The organism is Vibrio ostreicida, assembly GCF_013074385.2.
In the GTDB taxonomy this organism is placed as follows: domain Bacteria; phylum Pseudomonadota; class Gammaproteobacteria; order Enterobacterales; family Vibrionaceae; genus Vibrio; species Vibrio ostreicida.
The window spans coordinates 22,792-40,049 of sequence record NZ_JABEYA020000002.1; the positions used below are offsets into that span (position 1 = coordinate 22,792).

Annotated in this window: 17 protein-coding genes; 8 read left to right on the forward strand and 9 right to left on the reverse strand. The window is 46.1% G+C overall.

The features are described from left to right. The first annotated feature begins 60 nt into the window (after positions 1-60). Together HLM86_RS03825 and HLM86_RS03830 are read left to right on the forward strand one after the other, a co-directional pair. A complete protein-coding gene (locus tag HLM86_RS03825) occupies positions 61-1,209 on the forward strand; it encodes a mannitol-1-phosphate 5-dehydrogenase (RefSeq protein ID WP_076586042.1) in 1,149 nt (382 codons plus the stop codon). 52 nt (positions 1,210-1,261) lie between these two features. Further along, positions 1,262-1,798: an MltR family transcriptional regulator gene (locus HLM86_RS03830; RefSeq protein WP_076586044.1), complete on the forward strand. Its 537-nt coding sequence runs from the start codon at positions 1,262-1,264 to the stop codon at positions 1,796-1,798. 70 nt (positions 1,799-1,868) lie between these two features. Here the strand turns inward: HLM86_RS03830 and HLM86_RS03835 are convergent, their stop codons facing one another. From HLM86_RS03835 to ispB, 3 genes are all read right to left on the reverse strand, one after another. Continuing rightward, positions 1,869-2,951, reverse strand: coding sequence for a TRAP transporter substrate-binding protein (locus HLM86_RS03835; protein ID WP_170882259.1), 1,083 nt, complete (start codon positions 2,949-2,951; stop codon positions 1,869-1,871). 243 nt (positions 2,952-3,194) lie between these two features. Continuing rightward, complete coding sequence (locus HLM86_RS03840; RefSeq protein WP_076586048.1) at positions 3,195-4,955, reverse strand: bifunctional lysophospholipid acyltransferase family protein/GNAT family N-acetyltransferase; 1,761 nt, start codon at positions 4,953-4,955, stop codon at positions 3,195-3,197. 211 nt (positions 4,956-5,166) lie between these two features. After that, complete coding sequence (gene ispB / locus HLM86_RS03845; protein ID WP_170882260.1) at positions 5,167-6,138, reverse strand: octaprenyl diphosphate synthase; 972 nt, start codon at positions 6,136-6,138, stop codon at positions 5,167-5,169. 271 nt (positions 6,139-6,409) lie between these two features. On the opposite strand from ispB, the gene rplU reads away from it, so the two are divergent. The 6 genes from rplU (at position 6,410) to folA (ending at position 10,413) form a co-directional block, all read left to right on the forward strand. After that, the gene (gene rplU / locus HLM86_RS03850) at positions 6,410-6,721 is read left to right on the forward strand and encodes a 50S ribosomal protein L21 (protein ID WP_076586052.1); all 312 of its coding nucleotides are present in this window, start codon (positions 6,410-6,412) and stop codon (positions 6,719-6,721) included. A 20-nt stretch (positions 6,722-6,741) separates the two neighbouring features. Continuing rightward, positions 6,742-6,999, forward strand: a complete 258-nt coding sequence (rpmA, locus tag HLM86_RS03855) for a 50S ribosomal protein L27 (RefSeq protein WP_076586054.1) — start codon at positions 6,742-6,744, stop codon at positions 6,997-6,999. Between the two features lie 351 nt (positions 7,000-7,350). Further along, positions 7,351-8,532, forward strand: coding sequence for an Obg family GTPase CgtA (gene cgtA, locus HLM86_RS03860; protein ID WP_170882261.1), 1,182 nt, complete (start codon positions 7,351-7,353; stop codon positions 8,530-8,532). Between the two features lie 128 nt (positions 8,533-8,660). Beyond that, positions 8,661-9,428: a threonine/serine exporter family protein gene (locus HLM86_RS03865; protein WP_076586058.1), complete on the forward strand. Its 768-nt coding sequence runs from the start codon at positions 8,661-8,663 to the stop codon at positions 9,426-9,428. Positions 9,429-9,454: 26 nt separating this feature from the next. Next, complete coding sequence (locus tag HLM86_RS03870) at positions 9,455-9,889, forward strand: threonine/serine exporter family protein (RefSeq protein ID WP_076586759.1); 435 nt, start codon at positions 9,455-9,457, stop codon at positions 9,887-9,889. A 23-nt stretch (positions 9,890-9,912) separates the two neighbouring features. Continuing rightward, the gene (folA, locus tag HLM86_RS03875) at positions 9,913-10,413 is read left to right on the forward strand and encodes a type 3 dihydrofolate reductase (RefSeq protein WP_076586060.1); all 501 of its coding nucleotides are present in this window, start codon (positions 9,913-9,915) and stop codon (positions 10,411-10,413) included. A 36-nt stretch (positions 10,414-10,449) separates the two neighbouring features. Here the strand turns inward: folA and HLM86_RS03880 are convergent, their stop codons facing one another. The 6 genes from HLM86_RS03880 to lptD all read right to left on the reverse strand — a co-directional run bounded on the left by HLM86_RS03880 (position 10,450) and on the right by lptD (position 17,236). Then, positions 10,450-11,256 (reverse strand): symmetrical bis(5'-nucleosyl)-tetraphosphatase, encoded by an 807-nt coding sequence (locus tag HLM86_RS03880; RefSeq protein WP_076586062.1) that lies wholly within the window; start codon positions 11,254-11,256, stop codon positions 10,450-10,452. 9 nt (positions 11,257-11,265) lie between these two features. Next, on the reverse strand, positions 11,266-11,643 hold the full coding sequence (apaG, locus tag HLM86_RS03885) for a Co2+/Mg2+ efflux facilitator ApaG/CorD (RefSeq protein WP_076586064.1): 378 nt from the start codon (positions 11,641-11,643) through the stop codon (positions 11,266-11,268). Positions 11,644-11,714: 71 nt separating this feature from the next. Further along, positions 11,715-12,521, reverse strand: coding sequence for a 16S rRNA (adenine(1518)-N(6)/adenine(1519)-N(6))-dimethyltransferase RsmA (gene rsmA, locus HLM86_RS03890; RefSeq protein ID WP_076586066.1), 807 nt, complete (start codon positions 12,519-12,521; stop codon positions 11,715-11,717). Positions 12,522-12,533: 12 nt separating this feature from the next. Next, the gene (pdxA, locus tag HLM86_RS03895) at positions 12,534-13,526 is read right to left on the reverse strand and encodes a 4-hydroxythreonine-4-phosphate dehydrogenase PdxA (protein ID WP_076586068.1); all 993 of its coding nucleotides are present in this window, start codon (positions 13,524-13,526) and stop codon (positions 12,534-12,536) included. Continuing rightward, a complete protein-coding gene (gene surA / locus HLM86_RS03900; protein ID WP_076586070.1) occupies positions 13,516-14,811 on the reverse strand; it encodes a peptidylprolyl isomerase SurA in 1,296 nt (431 codons plus the stop codon). The genes pdxA and surA overlap by 11 nt, the downstream gene beginning before the upstream one ends. 49 nt (positions 14,812-14,860) lie before the next feature. Further along, positions 14,861-17,236: an LPS assembly protein LptD gene (gene lptD / locus HLM86_RS03905; RefSeq protein ID WP_076586072.1), complete on the reverse strand. Its 2,376-nt coding sequence runs from the start codon at positions 17,234-17,236 to the stop codon at positions 14,861-14,863. Positions 17,237-17,258: the final 22 nt, after the last annotated feature.

Here is a 17,258-nt window from a genome sequence, read left to right on the forward strand (position 1 = left end):
ACCGTTCGGGCGTCGTTGAGGGATGTGCTATACAGATTCGGTATGATTAAGGTGGATATGATGAAGGCGTTACATTTCGGTGCAGGTAATATTGGGCGTGGGTTTATTGGCAAGCTACTCTCCGATGCGGGGATTGAGGTCACTTTTGCCGACGTCAATCAGGTCGTGATTGATGCGTTGATGGCTCGTAAATCATACCCCGTAAAGATTGTTGGGGAAACTTGTGTCGTGGAAACGGTCAGTCCTGTCACCGCGGTTAATTCCTCTAGTGATAAAGTGCTTCAATGCATAGTTGATAGTGATTTGATCACGACGGCGGTTGGACCGACAGTCCTTCCTATTGTTGCCAAATCGATCGCGAATGGTATTGAAAAACGTGCAGTCTTAAACCCAGCGAGCACGCTTAATGTTATCGCTGCTGAAAATATGATTCGTGCGAGCAGTCAGTTAAAGGACGCCGTGTATGCGCTTCTTAGTGAGCGGCTAAAAGTTTTTGCTGACGAAAAGATCGGCTTTGTTGATTCAGCGGTCGATCGTATTGTGCCGCCAGCGGAAGAAGGCGTCACTGACCCTCTGGCAGTGACGGTTGAAGTTTTTAGCGAATGGATTGTTGATGAAACTCAATTTAAGGGCCCAATGCCGAAAATTTCCGGTATGGAAGGCACGGATAACTTGATGGCATTTGTCGAGCGTAAACTATTTACGCTCAATACCGGTCACCTGATCACTGCTTATCAAGGCATTCTGGCAGGCTATGACACCATTAGAGAAGCGATCCAAGACGAGGCGATTCGTGCCGAAGTGACCGCTGCGATGGAAGAAAGCGGTGCGGTCTTGATAAGGCGTTATGGTTTTGAGCCCAATGCTCATGCTGCCTATATCGACAAGATACTGGATCGTTTTGCCAATCCATATTTGCGTGATGAGGTTGATCGGGTTGGGCGTCAGCCGATTCGCAAACTCAGCCCGCAAGATCGTTTGATTAAACCACTCAATGGTACGTTAGAATACGGTCTGCCGAATCAACATTTGATCAATGGGATAGCGGCCGCTTTTCATTACTGTAATCAAGATGATCCTCAGTCTGTTGAACTTCAGGCTAGATTGGCTGAATACGGTTTTACTGAAACATTAGTTTATTATTCTGGGCTGAATAGTGATGCAGAAGTTGTTAAACTAGCAAAAAATGCGTTTGAAGCATTGAAATGATGCCCTCCAACCACGTGCTAATTATTCAGCACGTTAGCTGTTTAGAATTGTGATGCCTATACACTCGAACCATGACACTGAATTACTTGAAGATCTCGCGCAAGCGGCCAACGCCGCTGAATGCCTGCTTTGTGCGTATGACGTATTAGAAGATATGCTTGATAGCCTGCTTAGAAGTATCTTTCACAAAGACGATTACGCGGTTAAATTTGTCGTCGATCCCCTACTGACGTTGGATGGCCCTTTAGGCGATATCATGGTTCGCAGTAAGTTATTGCTTGGCTTGGGCGCGATGAACAAGCAAGCTTATGATGATATTGAAGTGTTTGTGACCCTGAAAGAATGGGTAAAAGTGCAACAAGGTCATGTTGATTTTGGGGATCTGGACGTTATTTTCGAACTTAATCGTGTTGATGCGATTCAGAGAACCATGCCGATCGAATATTCTCCAGACCAAGTCGCGGGGATGTCAGAGACAATGGCAGCGATGTTTTTCGAACGCCACTTCCAGAAAGTGCGTTCGACTATTGTACTTGCTGTCACGGATCTATCTCAGCAAATGGCCAAAGATAACCCCCTGAAAACCTGAATAGGGCTTGCCGATGGGCCTCTTCTTGACCAAAAAATAACGATTCCCCCGCTATGGCATCAGCGGGGGATCAGTTCGATTCAACGCTGCGTAGATAGGCTTTGGATGAGATGTCTGTCCAAGCACGTACCTTTTTCAAGTAACGTTGTTGTGATTCGATGATTTGCTTGGCAAGAGGATCTTTGTTTGCCAATTCTCCAAGTAAGTCTTGGTTAGCATGACGCAGCGCAGCGATGACTGTTGGTGGAAAGTCTCGCACTTTGATGCTGGGAAATTGTGCCTTCATGATCGCCCAACTGGTGGCGTTAGCATCCAGCGCTTGTGTATACATATCGAATGCGCTGACCCGAAACGCGGTTTCGAGAATCAATTGGAGATCGGTTGGTAATCGGTCCCACGTTTTTTTATTGACCAAAAATTGGGTTTCCGAACCGGGTTCGTGCCATGCGGTATAGTAGTAGGGGGCGATTTTGTGAAACCCCATACGAAGATCAAACGCTGGGCCTACCCACTCAAGGGCGTCTATTGTGCCTCGTTCTAAGGCGGTATACAGTTCGCCTGGCGCAATATTGGTCGGTTTTGCGCCGACCCGTGCCATGATTTCACCCGCGAAACCGGGAATGCGAATTTTTAGCCCTTTAAGATCGCCTACGGAGTGGATTTCTTTCTGGAACCAGCCTCCCATTTGAATATCAGAATTTCCGCCGGGAAAAGAGAGCAAATTGTGTGGAGCATACACCTGTTGCATTAACGCCATGCCACCGCCTCGGTAAAACCAGGCATACTGCTCGGTTGTGATCATTCCAAAGGGCATCGAAGAGAAATAAAGCGTGTTGGGCAGTTTGCCTTTCCAGTAATATGAACTGGAGTGTCCAAGATCATATTGGCCGGATTTGACCAAATCAAAGATACCGAGCGGTGCTTTATGTTTGTTGGCTGAATCAATGCGAATCTTAAGACGGCCATCTGACATGGACTCGGCCAGCTTGGCCATATTTCGACTTGCATCACCAAGAATAGGGGTATTGGCCCCCCAAGTTTCTGCTAATGTCAGACGGTAGACTTTGTCTGCGGCAGATGCGGTGAAAGAAAATAGGCAGAATGCAAACCCAGCCCAAATGATGGAACAAAAAAGACGATAGGGTGACCACATGGTTGTTCTTATGTCCTTATAAATTTAAGAGAATAGCTTTCGCTAGTCATTGTTGACGTCAATGTCTGTTGTTAAATGACAACTTAACTAAATAAACACATTAGACTTTCTCTGCATAGACTTTTGGGTTTGATATCCATCAAGGATCAAATATTGATGTGATTGATTTGAGTTGAATAACAAAATTAGGTCATCGTCGCTCGAAAAGGTGCTGCGAAGATCACGCAGCACGGTCATTATTGATTATCGGGATGGATTGTGATGATTAAGATACTTCTCTGCGTCATGTGAGCCCATGTAACGGGTCAGTGTCTTTAATGGCACTTGCCGGAGGTCAAGCATAATTAAACCATCTAAGGCGTTCTTGAATGAAGGGTCGACGTTGAACGAAACCAACTTTCCATTGAGAGCAAGATACTGTCTAAGTAATACTGGGACACCTTTACCATCGTCAATACGGGCAATCACCCGTGATAAAAGTTGGATATCAGCCAAAGCGGTCAGCATACTGGTGTTCCAGTTTTTTTGCTGAGTGGGTAGTGGGTTTGAAGGCGTGACATATTCTGCTTTCTCAGAATCATAATGATGGAGTGTCATGGTCTCGGCGAGTAACTGCCTTGCTTGATCGCTATAATCATTACTGATGCTGACTGGTCCAAATAAGTGGGTATACTGCGGGTTTTTGTTTACGTAAGTAGCAATGCCTTTCCAGAGTAAAAACAGCGCTCCGACACTTTTCTGGTAACGTTCATCTATCACAGAACGCCCCATTTCAATCGCAGTGCCCATGGTTTGTAGGAAATCATGACCGTACTGAAAAAGGGTCCTTGAGTAGAGAGCAGCCAAACCTTTTTTCTGCATCAGCTTATCGACCATTCCGAGTCGGTAGGCCCCGACCAGACAATCGTGGTTTCTGTCCCAGATAAACAGATGCATGTAATCACGGTCGAACTCATCAAGGTCGATGGCTAAACCCGTGCCTTCACCGACGGCTCTGAAATTACGTTCTCTGACGCGCCCTATTTCATGAAGAATAGAGGGAATACAATCGGCGGTTGTGCAGTAAACATCAAATTCACCGCTGCTCAATAGATGGTGATCGATTGGCAAGGTGGCAAGATCGGTTTTGAGGTCTTTGAGTGGTAGCGCATCTGCGACAGGCAGAGCTTGAGGTTGATCCGGTTGGTGCGTTTCACGATGAAGGGTATCACTGTGGAGTAAGTAAGTATTTAGACGCAGGTAGTTAACAATCTGCTTATCAGTGAGGTTATTGATTTCTTTGTATTTGATAGCAGATCCAATCGAGACACCAATGGGGTGATCCGATTTGTTTAATAGCTCACGCCCTAACATCAACGTTCTGAGGAGGGGATGGACCTTGCCAGCCACGTAAAAACGCTGCGAGTTGTGTCCATCGATAAACACGGGAATAGTATTAGCTTTGGTTTTTCTGACCAAACTGCTGACTGAGCGACTCCATTCCTTATCTTCAATTCGTTGTGTTTTTCGGTCGACCAACTGAGACACTTCTCCTGCTGGAAAAAGCAATAGCAGGCCATGATTGTCTAAGTGTTGATGTGCTTGGCGTAACGCTTTGAGGTTGGCTTTATGCGCCTTTTGACCTTCAAAAACGTCGACACCGATAAACAGTTCATCCAGTTCCGGAACGGTCTTTAAGTATTGGTTGGCGAGGATCTGGACATCGCGGCGAACGTGAAGCAACATCTCAGCCAATATGACGCCCTCAACGCAGCCTAAAGGGTGGTTGGCAACGACAACGGTAGCGCCCTGAGTTGGGATGTGAGTGAGAGATCCTTTTACGATTTTATAATCGATCCCAAGGATTTTGAGTGTGAAGCGAAGGAAAGTTTGGGTATCACACCCTGCTGGGCGTTGCGTGTAGTATTTATCCAACTGACTTAGGCCTGTAGCCCATTCAGCCAGATTTTCACCTATTCCAAATGGCGTTTTACGTGGTAAGCGAAAAGGGCTAGAACAATCCATAGTTTTCTCGGTTGTGGAAATGTCAATTCGAGATTAGGCGGGGTATATGACAATTGAAGGTCAGGGTGGTGAGAAATTTATGACGTCATAGTGACGATTTTATGATCGCATCGTCAGTTAGGGAAATGATGGAGACACGAGCGGGCAAGAAGGGCCTGACAGAATCCAGTAAGAGAGTTCCACGCTTGCTGGATTCTGAGGGTGTTGGGGCTTAGGTTGTTCTGTGGACCGACATATGGGCGAGTGTCACTAGCGCTTCTTTGTATGGTGATTCAGGCAATACCGCCAATTCGTCAATCGCTTGATCTGCTTCTCTATAGGCTTTTTGGCGAGTGTATTCGAGCGAGCCGGTTTGTTCCATAGCGTTCAGAACATCATGGATCTTTTCCATACCATTGGCTTTCTCGATGGCTTCTCTTATCAGTTTGGCTTGCTCTGGTGTCCCCTTTCGCATGGCGTAAAGCAATGGCAACGTAGGCTTACCTTCGGCTAAATCGTCACCGACGTTTTTACCCATTTCTTCGCCGTCAGACGTATAATCCATCACATCATCAATTAATTGGAACGCCGTCCCTAGGTGTTTACCGTAGTTTTGCAGCGCTCGTTCGATGTTTTCTGGCGCATCATTGAGCAGCGCCCCCATTTGGGTCGCGACCTCAAACAGGCGAGCGGTCTTAGAATAAATGACCGCCATATAACTGTCTTCCGTGGTATCGGGGTTATTGCAGTTCATGAGTTGCTGAACTTCACCTTCTGCAATGATATTGACGGCGTTGCTCATCAGTTTAAGGATCTTTATGGATCCGAGTTCTGTCATCATCTGAAATGAACGCGTATAGATAAAGTCGCCCACCAGAACACTGGCCGCGTTGCCAAAGGCGGCGTTGGCTGTCGCCTTACCGCGGCGCATGTCTGATTCATCGACCACATCATCGTGCAGTAACGTGGCAGTATGAATAAATTCAATAAAGGCCGCTGCCATGGTATGTGACTGACCTTGGTAACCTAGTGCCCGGGCCGACAAAACGGCCAATAGAGGACGTATGCGTTTTCCACCTCCGCTGACGATGTAAAACCCTAATTGGTTTATTAAAGATACGTCTGAATCGAGTTGTGCATGAATTGTTTCATTCACTTTTGCCATGTCATCGGCAGTAAGCGCTTGGATAGCTTTAAAATCCATTGTAAATCCGGCTGAAGTTAGAACCTGTATGGTCTTCTTATCTATTTTATTGCTGAATAATACACTAAAAAACGTTGATTAATACATGCTTAAAGGGCATGATTGCGGCACTTTTATCTGGCGATTATCATTTCGCCAATTTTTTAAAAATATGGCTTGTCATCGGGAAAGCTCTTCTGTAGAATCTGCGCCCTATTGATGATTAGTTTAGCGCACACCCAAGATGCTCATTAAGTATTCGTAAGGCTGTGCGGAAAAAGCGGAGTAAGATATGTACGCTGTTTTCCAATCTGGTGGTAAACAACACCGTGTAAGCGAAGGTCAAACCCTTCGTTTAGAGAAATTAGACGTTGAAACTGGTGCAACAGTTGAATTTGATAAAGTTCTTCTTGTCGCAAATGGCGAGGACGTTACAGTTGGTGCCCCTCTAGTAGAGGGCGGTAAAGTAGTTGCTGAAGTTGTACAACACGGTCGTGGCGATAAAGTAAAAGTCGTTAAGTTCCGTCGTCGTAAGCACTCTCGTAAGCAACAAGGTCACCGTCAGTGGTTCACTGAAGTGAAAATCACTGGTATCAACGCTTAATCGATTAGGAGAGTTTAACAATGGCACACAAAAAAGCTGGTGGTTCTACTCGAAACGGCCGCGATTCAGAAAGCAAACGCCTAGGTGTTAAGCGTTTCGGTGGTGAATCTGTACTTGCAGGTAACATCATCGTTCGTCAACGTGGTACTAAGTTCCACGCTGGTAATAACGTTGGTATCGGTAAAGACCACACTCTTTTCGCTCTTGCTGAAGGCAAAGTGAAGTTTGAAGTGAAAGGTCCTAAAAACCGTAAATTCGTTAGCATCGAAGCTGAGTAATTAAGCCTAAGCGCTGAGTTATATTTGCTTTCAAGCTGAATTTAAAAGCCCTGCCAGTTCGGCGGGGTTTTTTATTTGTCGCGTTAAGAAAACTGAGCCGATGACCAACGATTTTTTGAACGCCGGAGTTGATATTAAGGGACTTTGAACCAGCCTCTATACGATACCTAATTCGGTTGAGGTGGGTAGAAAGCCCCTCAATATATATTCCTAAATTGAAGAATGACCTCAGTGTGTCGGTCCACAACTGAGCATGGGGTCTGCTAGAATTTATATCACCCACGCACGACAACGGCGTAAGGTGATAGTTGTAACCCAGCTATGAGACATAGCCATTGGGCGGAGTAAGAGATGAAGTTCGTTGATGAAGCGGTAGTGAAAGTAGAGGCCGGTGACGGCGGTAATGGTGTCGTCAGTTTTTGGCGCGAGAAATTCGTAGCAAAAGGTGGCCCTGACGGTGGTGATGGCGGAGATGGCGGAGATGTCTATATTCTTGCTGATGAGAACCTTAATACGTTGATCGACTACCGTTTTCAGCGCTTCTATGAAGCTGATCGCGGAGAAAACGGTCGAGGTGGTAACTGTACTGGTAAGCGTGGGCAGGACAAGGTTCTGCGCGTTCCTGTTGGCACGAGAGCGGTGGACATTCACACCAATGAAATCGTCGCTGAAGTGGCGGAACATGGCAAAAAAATCATGGTGGCTAAAGGAGGCTGGCATGGGCTTGGCAACACACGTTTTAAGTCATCAGTCAACCGAGCTCCGCGTCAAAGAAGTATGGGAACCAAGGGTGAAATCCGTGAGTTGCGCTTAGAGCTTTTGCTGCTGGCTGACGTCGGAATGTTGGGGTTGCCTAATGCGGGTAAATCAACCTTTATCCGAGCGGTATCGGCTGCAAAGCCTAAAGTGGCTGACTATCCGTTTACGACTCTTATTCCAAGCCTTGGAGTGGTGAGTGTGGTCCCAGAAAAGAGTTTTGTTGTTGCGGATATTCCGGGCTTGATTGAAGGGGCAGCGGATGGCGCGGGATTAGGCATTCGATTCCTCAAGCACCTTGAACGGTGCCGTGTTCTTCTGCACATGATCGATATTATGCCGGTTGATCAATCTGATCCGATTCAAAATGCACTCACTATTATTGATGAACTTGAACAGTACAGTGAAAAGTTAGCCGATAAACCGCGTTGGTTGGTTTTCAATAAGGTTGATTTGTTGCCTGAGGGTGAAGCGGACGAGATCATTCAAGGTATTGTTGATGCATTGGGTTGGGAAGAGCAAAGCTTTAAGATTTCAGCGGTTAACCGATCTGGAACCAAAGAGCTGTGCTATAAGCTAGCGGACTTTATGGATGCCCTACCACGTGAAGAGCAAGAAGTCAGCGAAGAAGACAAAGTGAACTTTATGTGGGATGACTACCATCAAGATGTGATCAGCAAAGGCAAAGATGTGATCACGGAAGAAGGCGATGAGTGGGATGATGAAGATTGGGATGATGAAGAAGACGACGGCCACGTTGTCTATGTTCGAGATTAATCTTCAAAAGGTGCTGTAAATAAACCGCCGCAATGTGAAAAACATTGCGGCTTTTTTGTGTTTAAATCAAATCATAAATCCCATTTGTGCGCGACAATAGCCAGTGTTAAAAGGCATTGGAGAATGGGATGGTTGATCAACAACGCCGAGTATCTCGCCTGATTGCCCAAGCAGGGCAATTGTTGCTGGCGCATGGCGCAGAAAGCACCTTAGTGACCGATTTGACTCAACGTATTGGTTTGGCAAGCGGGATGGATTCTGTCGATGTCTCTTTGTCTGCCCGTTCTTTGGTTATCACGACTATCTATCATACGCATTGTATTACTACGGTTCGGTGTTGTCTGGATCGAGGAATAAATATGCAGGTGGTTACTCGGGTCCAAAGAATATGTATTTTGCTGGAGCGTGGTATCTTTGATGTTGATCTCGCTCAGAAGCAGCTTGATCAAGTGCATCCACAACACTACAACCGTTGGCTTGTGGCCTTTATGATCGGATTATCGTGTGCGGCATTTGGGGGCTTAGCCGGTGGGAACGAGCTGGTGGTTATCATGACATTCATCGCCTCTGTGGTTGGGATAACCGTTAGGCAGGAACTGAGCCTACGGCACTTTAATCCCCTGATTAATTTTTCGGTGACAGCTTTTTTTACCACGTTGATATCGGCTCAAGCGGTGATCCATGATCTGGGTAATGCCCCATTTCTGGTTATGGCTTCTTCGGTCCTAATGTTGGTGCCGGGTTTTCCATTGATCAATGCGGTTTCTGACATGCTTAAAGGAGAGATTAATATGGGGGTGACTCGGTTTGTGATGGCCAGTCTACTCACTTTGGCAACCTGCCTTGGGATCGTGGCGGCAATGAGCGTCACTGGTGTCAGAGGGTGGGTATTGTGAATCTAGTCATCGGTTTACTTCAGGATATGGTGCTTGCTGCTGTTCCGGCGTTTGGTTTTGCACTGGTGTTTAATGTGCCTAAAAAAGCGTTAGCCTATTGTGCAATGGGTGGCGCCCTCGGCCATGGGTCGCGTTATGTCATGATGAATTTTTCTGTACCGATAGAGTGGGCGAGCTTGTTTGCTGCGATTTTGGTCAGTTTGGCTGGCATTTATTGGTCAAAACGCTTTCTTGCTCATCCTAAAGTGTTTACGGTCGCTGCCCTGATCCCAATGGTACCAGGAGTGTTCGCTTTTAAAGCGATGATTGCGTTGGTTGAACTCAATCAGAGAGGGTACAGCCATCCACTGATGGCCGTGCTAATAGAAAACTTTCTTAAGGCAATGTTCATTATTACGGGTTTAGCTGTTGGCTTAGCTATGCCGGGATTGTTATTCTATCGGCGAAAATCCATCGTTTAAGTAATATAAAGGAAGATCTCGTTATGATCATTAGTCTGATCGCCGCAATGGCAAATGACCGCATCATTGGTAAAGACAATAATATGCCGTGGCATTTGCCCGCCGATTTTGCTTGGTTTAAGCAATGTACGATGGGTAAGCCAGTAGTGATGGGACGCAAAACGTATGACTCGATTGGTCGACCTCTCCCTGGGCGCCACAACATCGTGATCAGCCGTGATGAGAATCTTGAACTTCACGGTGTCACAACGGTAACGTCAGTTGAAGAGGCGATAGAAGCTGCGGGTGAGGTCGAAGAAATTATGATCATTGGCGGAGGGTCGATTTATCGAGCGTGTTTACCTCAGGCCAATAAACTTTATGTCACTTATATTGATGCTGATTTTGAAGGGGATACTCAGTTTCCTCTCTGGGGAGACCAATTTGTGGAGATCGACTCTCATCATCATGGTTGCGATGAAAAAAATGCCTATAGTATGCGTTTTGCCGTTTTAGAGAGAAAGACTGCTGAGAATGCTGCGTGAAGAGTTTCGTTGGCGTGCCTTTGAACTCAGTATTGCCTAGCGTAGAGCGGATTGCACAAAGTATGTTTGATCTTCCCATCTCAACATGGTCAGCTCCCCACCCCAAACACACCCAGTATCGAGTCCTATGACATCTGAGCTATGATAGCCCTCTAGGGCAGCCCAATGGCCAAAGAGGACGGTTTTGTCCAATGCGACACGACTCTTAATCTTAAACCATGGAACAAGGAGGCTGTCGGTTAGCAGGCTAGGGGGCTGCTTGCACGCCATGTCGAGTCGCCCTCCTGAATCGCAAAACCTCATTCGAGTGTAGGCATTGACGATGAAGCGATAGCGTTGAATTCCTTTTAAGCGGTCACTCCACTGATCAGGTTGGTCATCGTACATATGCTTTATCAGCCAGTCCCCTTTATCACTTTGCAGTATGGCTTCGACTTCACGTGCATATTTCCGGGCTTGTTTTAGTGACCAAAGTGGAAAAATTCCAGCATGGCATACGGCAAATTCATTATGCTCGGCCAGCAGAGGTTGCGCGCGAAGCCAGTTTAGAAGTTCGTCTTGATCTGTTGCTTCAAAGATAGGCAGTGTCTTGTCTTTGGCTTTGGCTTTGTGAATCCCAAGTGAGACGGCAAGCAAATGTAAGTCATGGTTTCCCAGAACCACTTTAGCACTAGTGCCAAGGTCTTTAATGAACCTTAAGGTCTCTAATGATTTTGGTCCGCGAGCGACCAAATCACCAGCCACCCAAAGGGTATCCACTGTGGGGTTAAAGTGCGCTTTGTGGAGTAGGCGTTGCAGTTCATCAAAGCAGCCTTGGATATCACCGACAATATAATTAGACACGGGTCATCTCTAGTTAAGAATGTTGGGTAAAGCGAGCCTAAATGGCTCTATCTCGGTACTAAATTCTTGCCCTTTTTCATTGAGAAAGAGGTATTGACCTTGCATCACACCAACAGGTGTTTCAATGGCGGTACCACTGCTGTAAGTGTATTCGTCATTACCGGGAATAAAAGGTTGTTGGCCAACGACGCCATCGCCTTCGACAGTCATTTGTTTGCCATTGGCATCAGTGATTAGCCAGCGACGTCCCATGAGTTGGACGGTTTGGTTACTGAGGTTTTTTATGGTGATGATATAGGCGAAAACGTAACGTTGTGAATCAGGCTGAGATTGCTCTGAAATATACTTGGTATGTACTTGGACTTTAATACAAGGGATGGATTCCATGTAGACTCCTGCGCAAAAGTCAAAAGGTTAGAGTTGTAAACCCGCAGGTTACAACCCTAAGTATATGAAGTTTATTTATGATTTGCGTCCAACCAGTTAGCCAGACCAACAAATTGCTCTAGCGTAAGGTTCTCTGGGCGTAGGCTTGGGTTGATCCCGAGTTGCTCAAGGGTGCTGGCATCGACGAGAGATTTAAAACAGTTGCGCACAGTTTTACGTCGTTGGTTAAAGCCTTCGCGGCAGACCCTATCAAGCCAATTGAGGTTATTGGCTGGGCAAGGCAAGGTTTCATAGGGAACTAAGCGTACGACCGCTGAATCGACCTTCGGCGGTGGTACAAAGGCTGTAGGCGGAACTTCTAACACTGGAACGACTTTACAATAGTACTGAGCCATCACGGTTAGGCGTCCATAAGCTTTGGTTCCTGGGCCAGCGGCTAAGCGGTTAACTACTTCTTTTTGAAGCATAAAGTGCATGTCTTGAATGTCTTTATGGTATTCAAATAAGTGGAACATTAACGGCGTAGAAATATTGTATGGGAGGTTGCCGAAGATACGTAACTTATTATTGGGCTTAACTAATTGAGTGAAGTCAAAGCTCATAGCATCGCCTTCATAGATAGTCAGTTTATCAGCCAGATCGGGATGATTTCTCAATCGCTCTGCTAGGTCGCGATCAAGCTCTATCACCGTAAACTTATCGACTTCTTGCCCGACTGGTTCGGTAATTGCCCCAAGGCCCGGCCCAATTTCGACGAGATTTTGCCCTGATCTTGGGTTGATTGCGGAGACAATACCGTCAATGATGTACGGATCGTTGAGGAAGTTTTGACCAAAGCGTTTACGTGCTTTGTGCCCTAAGTGGACATCGTTTCTCATAATTTTCTCAAGTTAACTGGTTTTCTTATCCACAAGCTCAATGGCATGAGTCAGTGCAGTCGTGAAACTTCCTGTATCTGCATTTCCTGTTCCAGCCAGGTCCAATGCAGTGCCGTGATCAACGGATGTCCTAATAAAGGGCAGCCCAAGCGTGATATTCACTGAGCGACTAAACCCTTTGTATTTTAGCACTGGAAGAACTTGATCATGGTACATTCCTAACACAACATCCGCATCATCAAGATACTTTTGATTAAAAATCGTATCGGCGGGCAGAGGACCAATCAAATCAAACCCGTCTTGCTGCCGTAATTTCTCTAGTGTAGGCGTGATGGTTTCTATTTCTTCTCTGCCAAGGCAGCCATCTTCTCCCGCATGCGGGTTGAGCCCACAAACATAAATTTTAGGTGAAGCCAGTGCAAACTTCTCGACTAAATCTTTATGCAATATACGAATGATGTTTTCAAGTCGTTCTTCTGTGATGGCTTGGGATACATAAGCCAACGGTATATGGGTTGTCACTAAAGCGACTCTGAGCCCTTGCGTGGCTAACATCATGACGACAAGCGGCGTGTTGGATTTCTCGGCAAAGAACTCGGTATGGCCACTAAATGCGACCCCTGAGCGGTTGATTACGCCTTTGTGCACAGGGCCAGTGACAATAGCATCAAACTCGCCTTTCATACAGCCTAAAGCGGCTCTTTCCAGTGTTTTTAGTACATAATGACCGTTGTTTTCATTCAATTGACCAGCAATAGCAGCGACCTGCATGGGGATATGCGCGACGACGAGTGAACCGGCCTTCTGCGGAACAGGCGCTTGTGCGGGATCATAGTCTATCAGTGTTAGCTCAATATTGAGTTGTTGGGCCCTTTGTTCAAGCAACGCTTTATCAGCACTGATGACAATTTGATGTGGCCAATTCTGTGCAGACAAGGCCAGCACTAAATCAGGACCGATACCCGCCGGTTCTCCAGCAGTGACGACGATGCGCTTAATTGTCATCTTGATCTGCTCCAATGACTTCAACAAAGGCGCTGGCTCGAATTTCCTGAAGCCAGGTACTTGCTTCTTCATTGAATTTACGGTTGAAGATGATGCGATAAGCTTTGTTTTTCAGGCTCGAATCCGTGCGATCAACCTTGCGACGGTCAAGCACTTCTGCAATATGCCATCCGTGTACTGTTTTAAACGGTTCACTAATGGTGCCTACTGTCAGAGTATCCACCTGATGTTTAAACTCTGGTACATAAAGATCGGAGGTCTGGTAGCCGAGTTCACCTTGCTGAGAGGCTGAGCCGGTATCCTGACTGTATTGTTGTGCCATTTCTCCGAAGGTGGCTTCGCCAGATCGAATACGACGAGTGATCTCCAGCAGGTCTTTCTGAACGCCTTTGTCACTGAGAATTACGGTGGGCTTGATGAGAATATGTCGGACGTTCACTTCAGTCACAGCAACGGTTTCCAACCCTTTCACGTCTTCAATCTTGAGGATATGGAAACCCATGCCACTGCGAAAAGGCCCAATGATACTGCCTTTGTTCTGCAAATTAATATGATCGGCAAAGATGGTCGGCATTTCTTCTTTGCGCATCCAGCCCCAGTCACCACCGTTTAAGGCTTTTGGACCTTTTGAGTAGGTGTACGCCATGGTGCGAAAGTCTTCACCTTGGTTTAATTTTTGGACAATATTATTGGCTTTTTCTTCGACAGAGGCTTTGTCGTCGCTTTCAGAGGTGCGTAATTGGATATGGCCAATTTTATACTGCACGGTCGCATTCGTCTCTTGTGCTAAAATATTGGCGAGACTGTCGACCTCTGCTGGCAGGATGTTGATCCGGCGGCGAACGAGTGCATTACGTGCTTCACTGGCGGCAATTTCTTTGCGTACTTGCTCACGAAATTGCTCATAACTGAGGCCTTCTTCGGCGATTGATGCAGTGAGTTGATCGAGTGTTTGGCCATTGTTTTTGGCAATGTCTGCAATGGCTTCACTGAGCTGGTTATCATCAATGCGAACACCAATCCGCTCGGCTTCTTGCTGCTGAATCGTGTCAGATATGAGCTTTTCGATCACTTGCTCGCGCAAGGTTGCACTATCAGGGAGTGCTTGGTCGCTTTTTTTTGCATTGGCTCGAATCGTTTTGAGTGACGTTTCTATGTCACTTTGCAATACCACACCGCTGTTGACTATCACCGCAACCTTATCCAGTTCAACGGGTTCTGCTTGCACAAAACAAATCGGAGAGACGGCAAGCAGTCCTAGCAGAGTTTGCTTCCAAAATTTCATTAATCTTCCTATAAAATAAAGCCTGTGTTTTAGACCACAGGCGGTCGAATTAGTTGTTCAAAAAGAATGGGCGGCCATAACTTAGAGAATTACTCGTACTGGTCGCTCCAGTTGCGCTTGAGTCTGAACCAATATTTGTTCCAAATCCAATAATACCAAAGTTAAAACTGAAGTTGTTTTCATACGTTGGGGTCGAATTAGGATAGCTGGAGAAATTAGGGCTCCAACTACGAAGCTGGTTACTGTACGCAAAGCCAATATACCAGCAGTCTGAGGTGTAATTTAACCCAGCTAACCACTCAAGGGGCTCGTCTGTGGTCAAATCATAGAAATATTGGGCTGAGGCATGCCAATTTCTGTTGAGCTGGTAGCCAGCGAGAAGACCAGCCTGTGAAATGCCTTCTTCAGTAATGGTATCCAAATCGCCGATGCTGTCACCCAAAGTACTTTCTATATACCGACGTGTTACATATCGATAATTCCCTTGTATGTAACCCCCAGAGTAACGATATTCTAATGTGCTGTTACCAAGCTGTACTTCGCTGGTGTCAATATCGTATTGGATACCGCCATGATAGAACAGGTAATCCGCATAATTGAAGTCCATCTCGACGGCCCACGCTGAATAGTTGGACTTTTCATTTTGAGTCGTACTGTTCGAATTCTTGGTGTCTTTATCTAGATAGAATATCTGCCCAAAGGAGATATTAAGGCGCTCTTTGTAATGATCGTCAAAGAATCGGGTTGAGGCGCCATAGCTAAATTGATTGGCCTCGGCAATGCGATCAACGCCACTGTATTTTCGACTGCGAAACAGACCATAGTAGTCGGTTTCTAGTAACGTTGTATCGTAGAGGTAAATCTCACTTTGGTCTTTTTTAGGCACATACAAATACTGGACTTGAGGCTCAAGCGTCTGGGTGTAATTGTCTAACACAATGGTATCGCGCTCTAGGACAATTCCGGCATGACTTCTGAACTCAGGAATCACTCTTGAGGTATTGTCTTTGAGGTCGTAGCCAGTAAAGTCGGATAAATTCAGTCCATTAAGATCTTGTTGATAGTAGGTGCCTAAAACTCGGGCCTCTGTTGTCCAAGTACCCCACGTTGTCCCCACGGGAATCGTCAAGCCCGGCTCAATATGGACACGGGTTGCTGATGGTTTACTGGTGTCATCGGTGTCAAATTGAGAAATGTGGCTAATCATATCAAAATCAAGATAACGCATCAGTTCTGGAGCATAATAGTTAAACTCTAGCTGCGGCAACAGTTTGTATGGTGTTCCCGCTGTGGTCAGGACCTGAAAATCTCTACTTAATATCGAGGCATCCCAATGGGCGGATCGATACGTTGCTTTTGCTTCTTGTATCAATTGCCCGTCAGATTGGTTACCTAAACCTGAGCCTGTATCCGAAAAGTAATTAATGTCGCTGACTTTAGAATAATCAATTTCGAACTTCCAGTTTTCCTGAAAAATTCCACTGTGTGACCATTGAAAGCCCCAGCGACTGCCTTTTTCAGGGTATTTTTTATCGTCCGGTAAGTACTCAGATTTTAAGGTGCTGTAACCCAGATCGGATAGATAACGAAATTCACTATTCAGTTGCGTGCCGCGCTCTTGCATGTATTTGAGCGTGGTCTCTAAATCAAAGTTAGGCGCTAGGTTCCAGTAAATCGGTACTTGCATTTCAAAACCGTCACTGGAACCGTAAGAAACGGTTGGATAGAGAAAGCCCGTTTTCCGAGTGTCACCAATGGGTACGGTTAAGAAAGGAAGATAGAAAACTGGTACGTTCATAATTTCGAAACGAGGGTTATAGAAGGTGGCTTCTTCTTCATTCTGGTCAATATCGATACTGGATGCTTTCATTCTCCATGAACGATCGCCTTCAGGACAAGATGTGATCGTGCCATCTTCGATCTCATAGACGGCTTTGCCAGTTTTGGAGATATAGACCGCCTCGCCGCGTCCCGGTTCACAGAGAAACTTATACTGTGTGTTTTCTAACGTGACCAGTTCGGTGTTGAGGTGGTTGATACCTTTGTCTGAGATGGTTTTAAGCTGACCATCGCTAAATGTGACGTTCCCTTCTGCGACAGCAATGTTATCCTGTTGGTGCAGAGTAATGGTGTCAGCCTTCATTCGTTTTTTGCCCTGCGCCACAGTAACATTACCACTGTAGGTGGCTTTATCACCAATGATTGCTTCTAGGCGATCCGCATCAACATCCACGGGCAGTTGATTTGCATTTTCAGGCTCCTCTTCATTGACCAGACATTGGTCAATAAGGTCTAATGTCTGGCATTGACCAATAGATGGCAGTTCTTGTGAAGTGTCCATTGGACTTTCTTCAGCCTTAGCCAGAGGCATAAGAAAAGCGGCGCTGATTGAAGTGGCTAACAAGGTACGAGGAAAACGTGACATCGAGTTGTACTGTCCTGTTGAA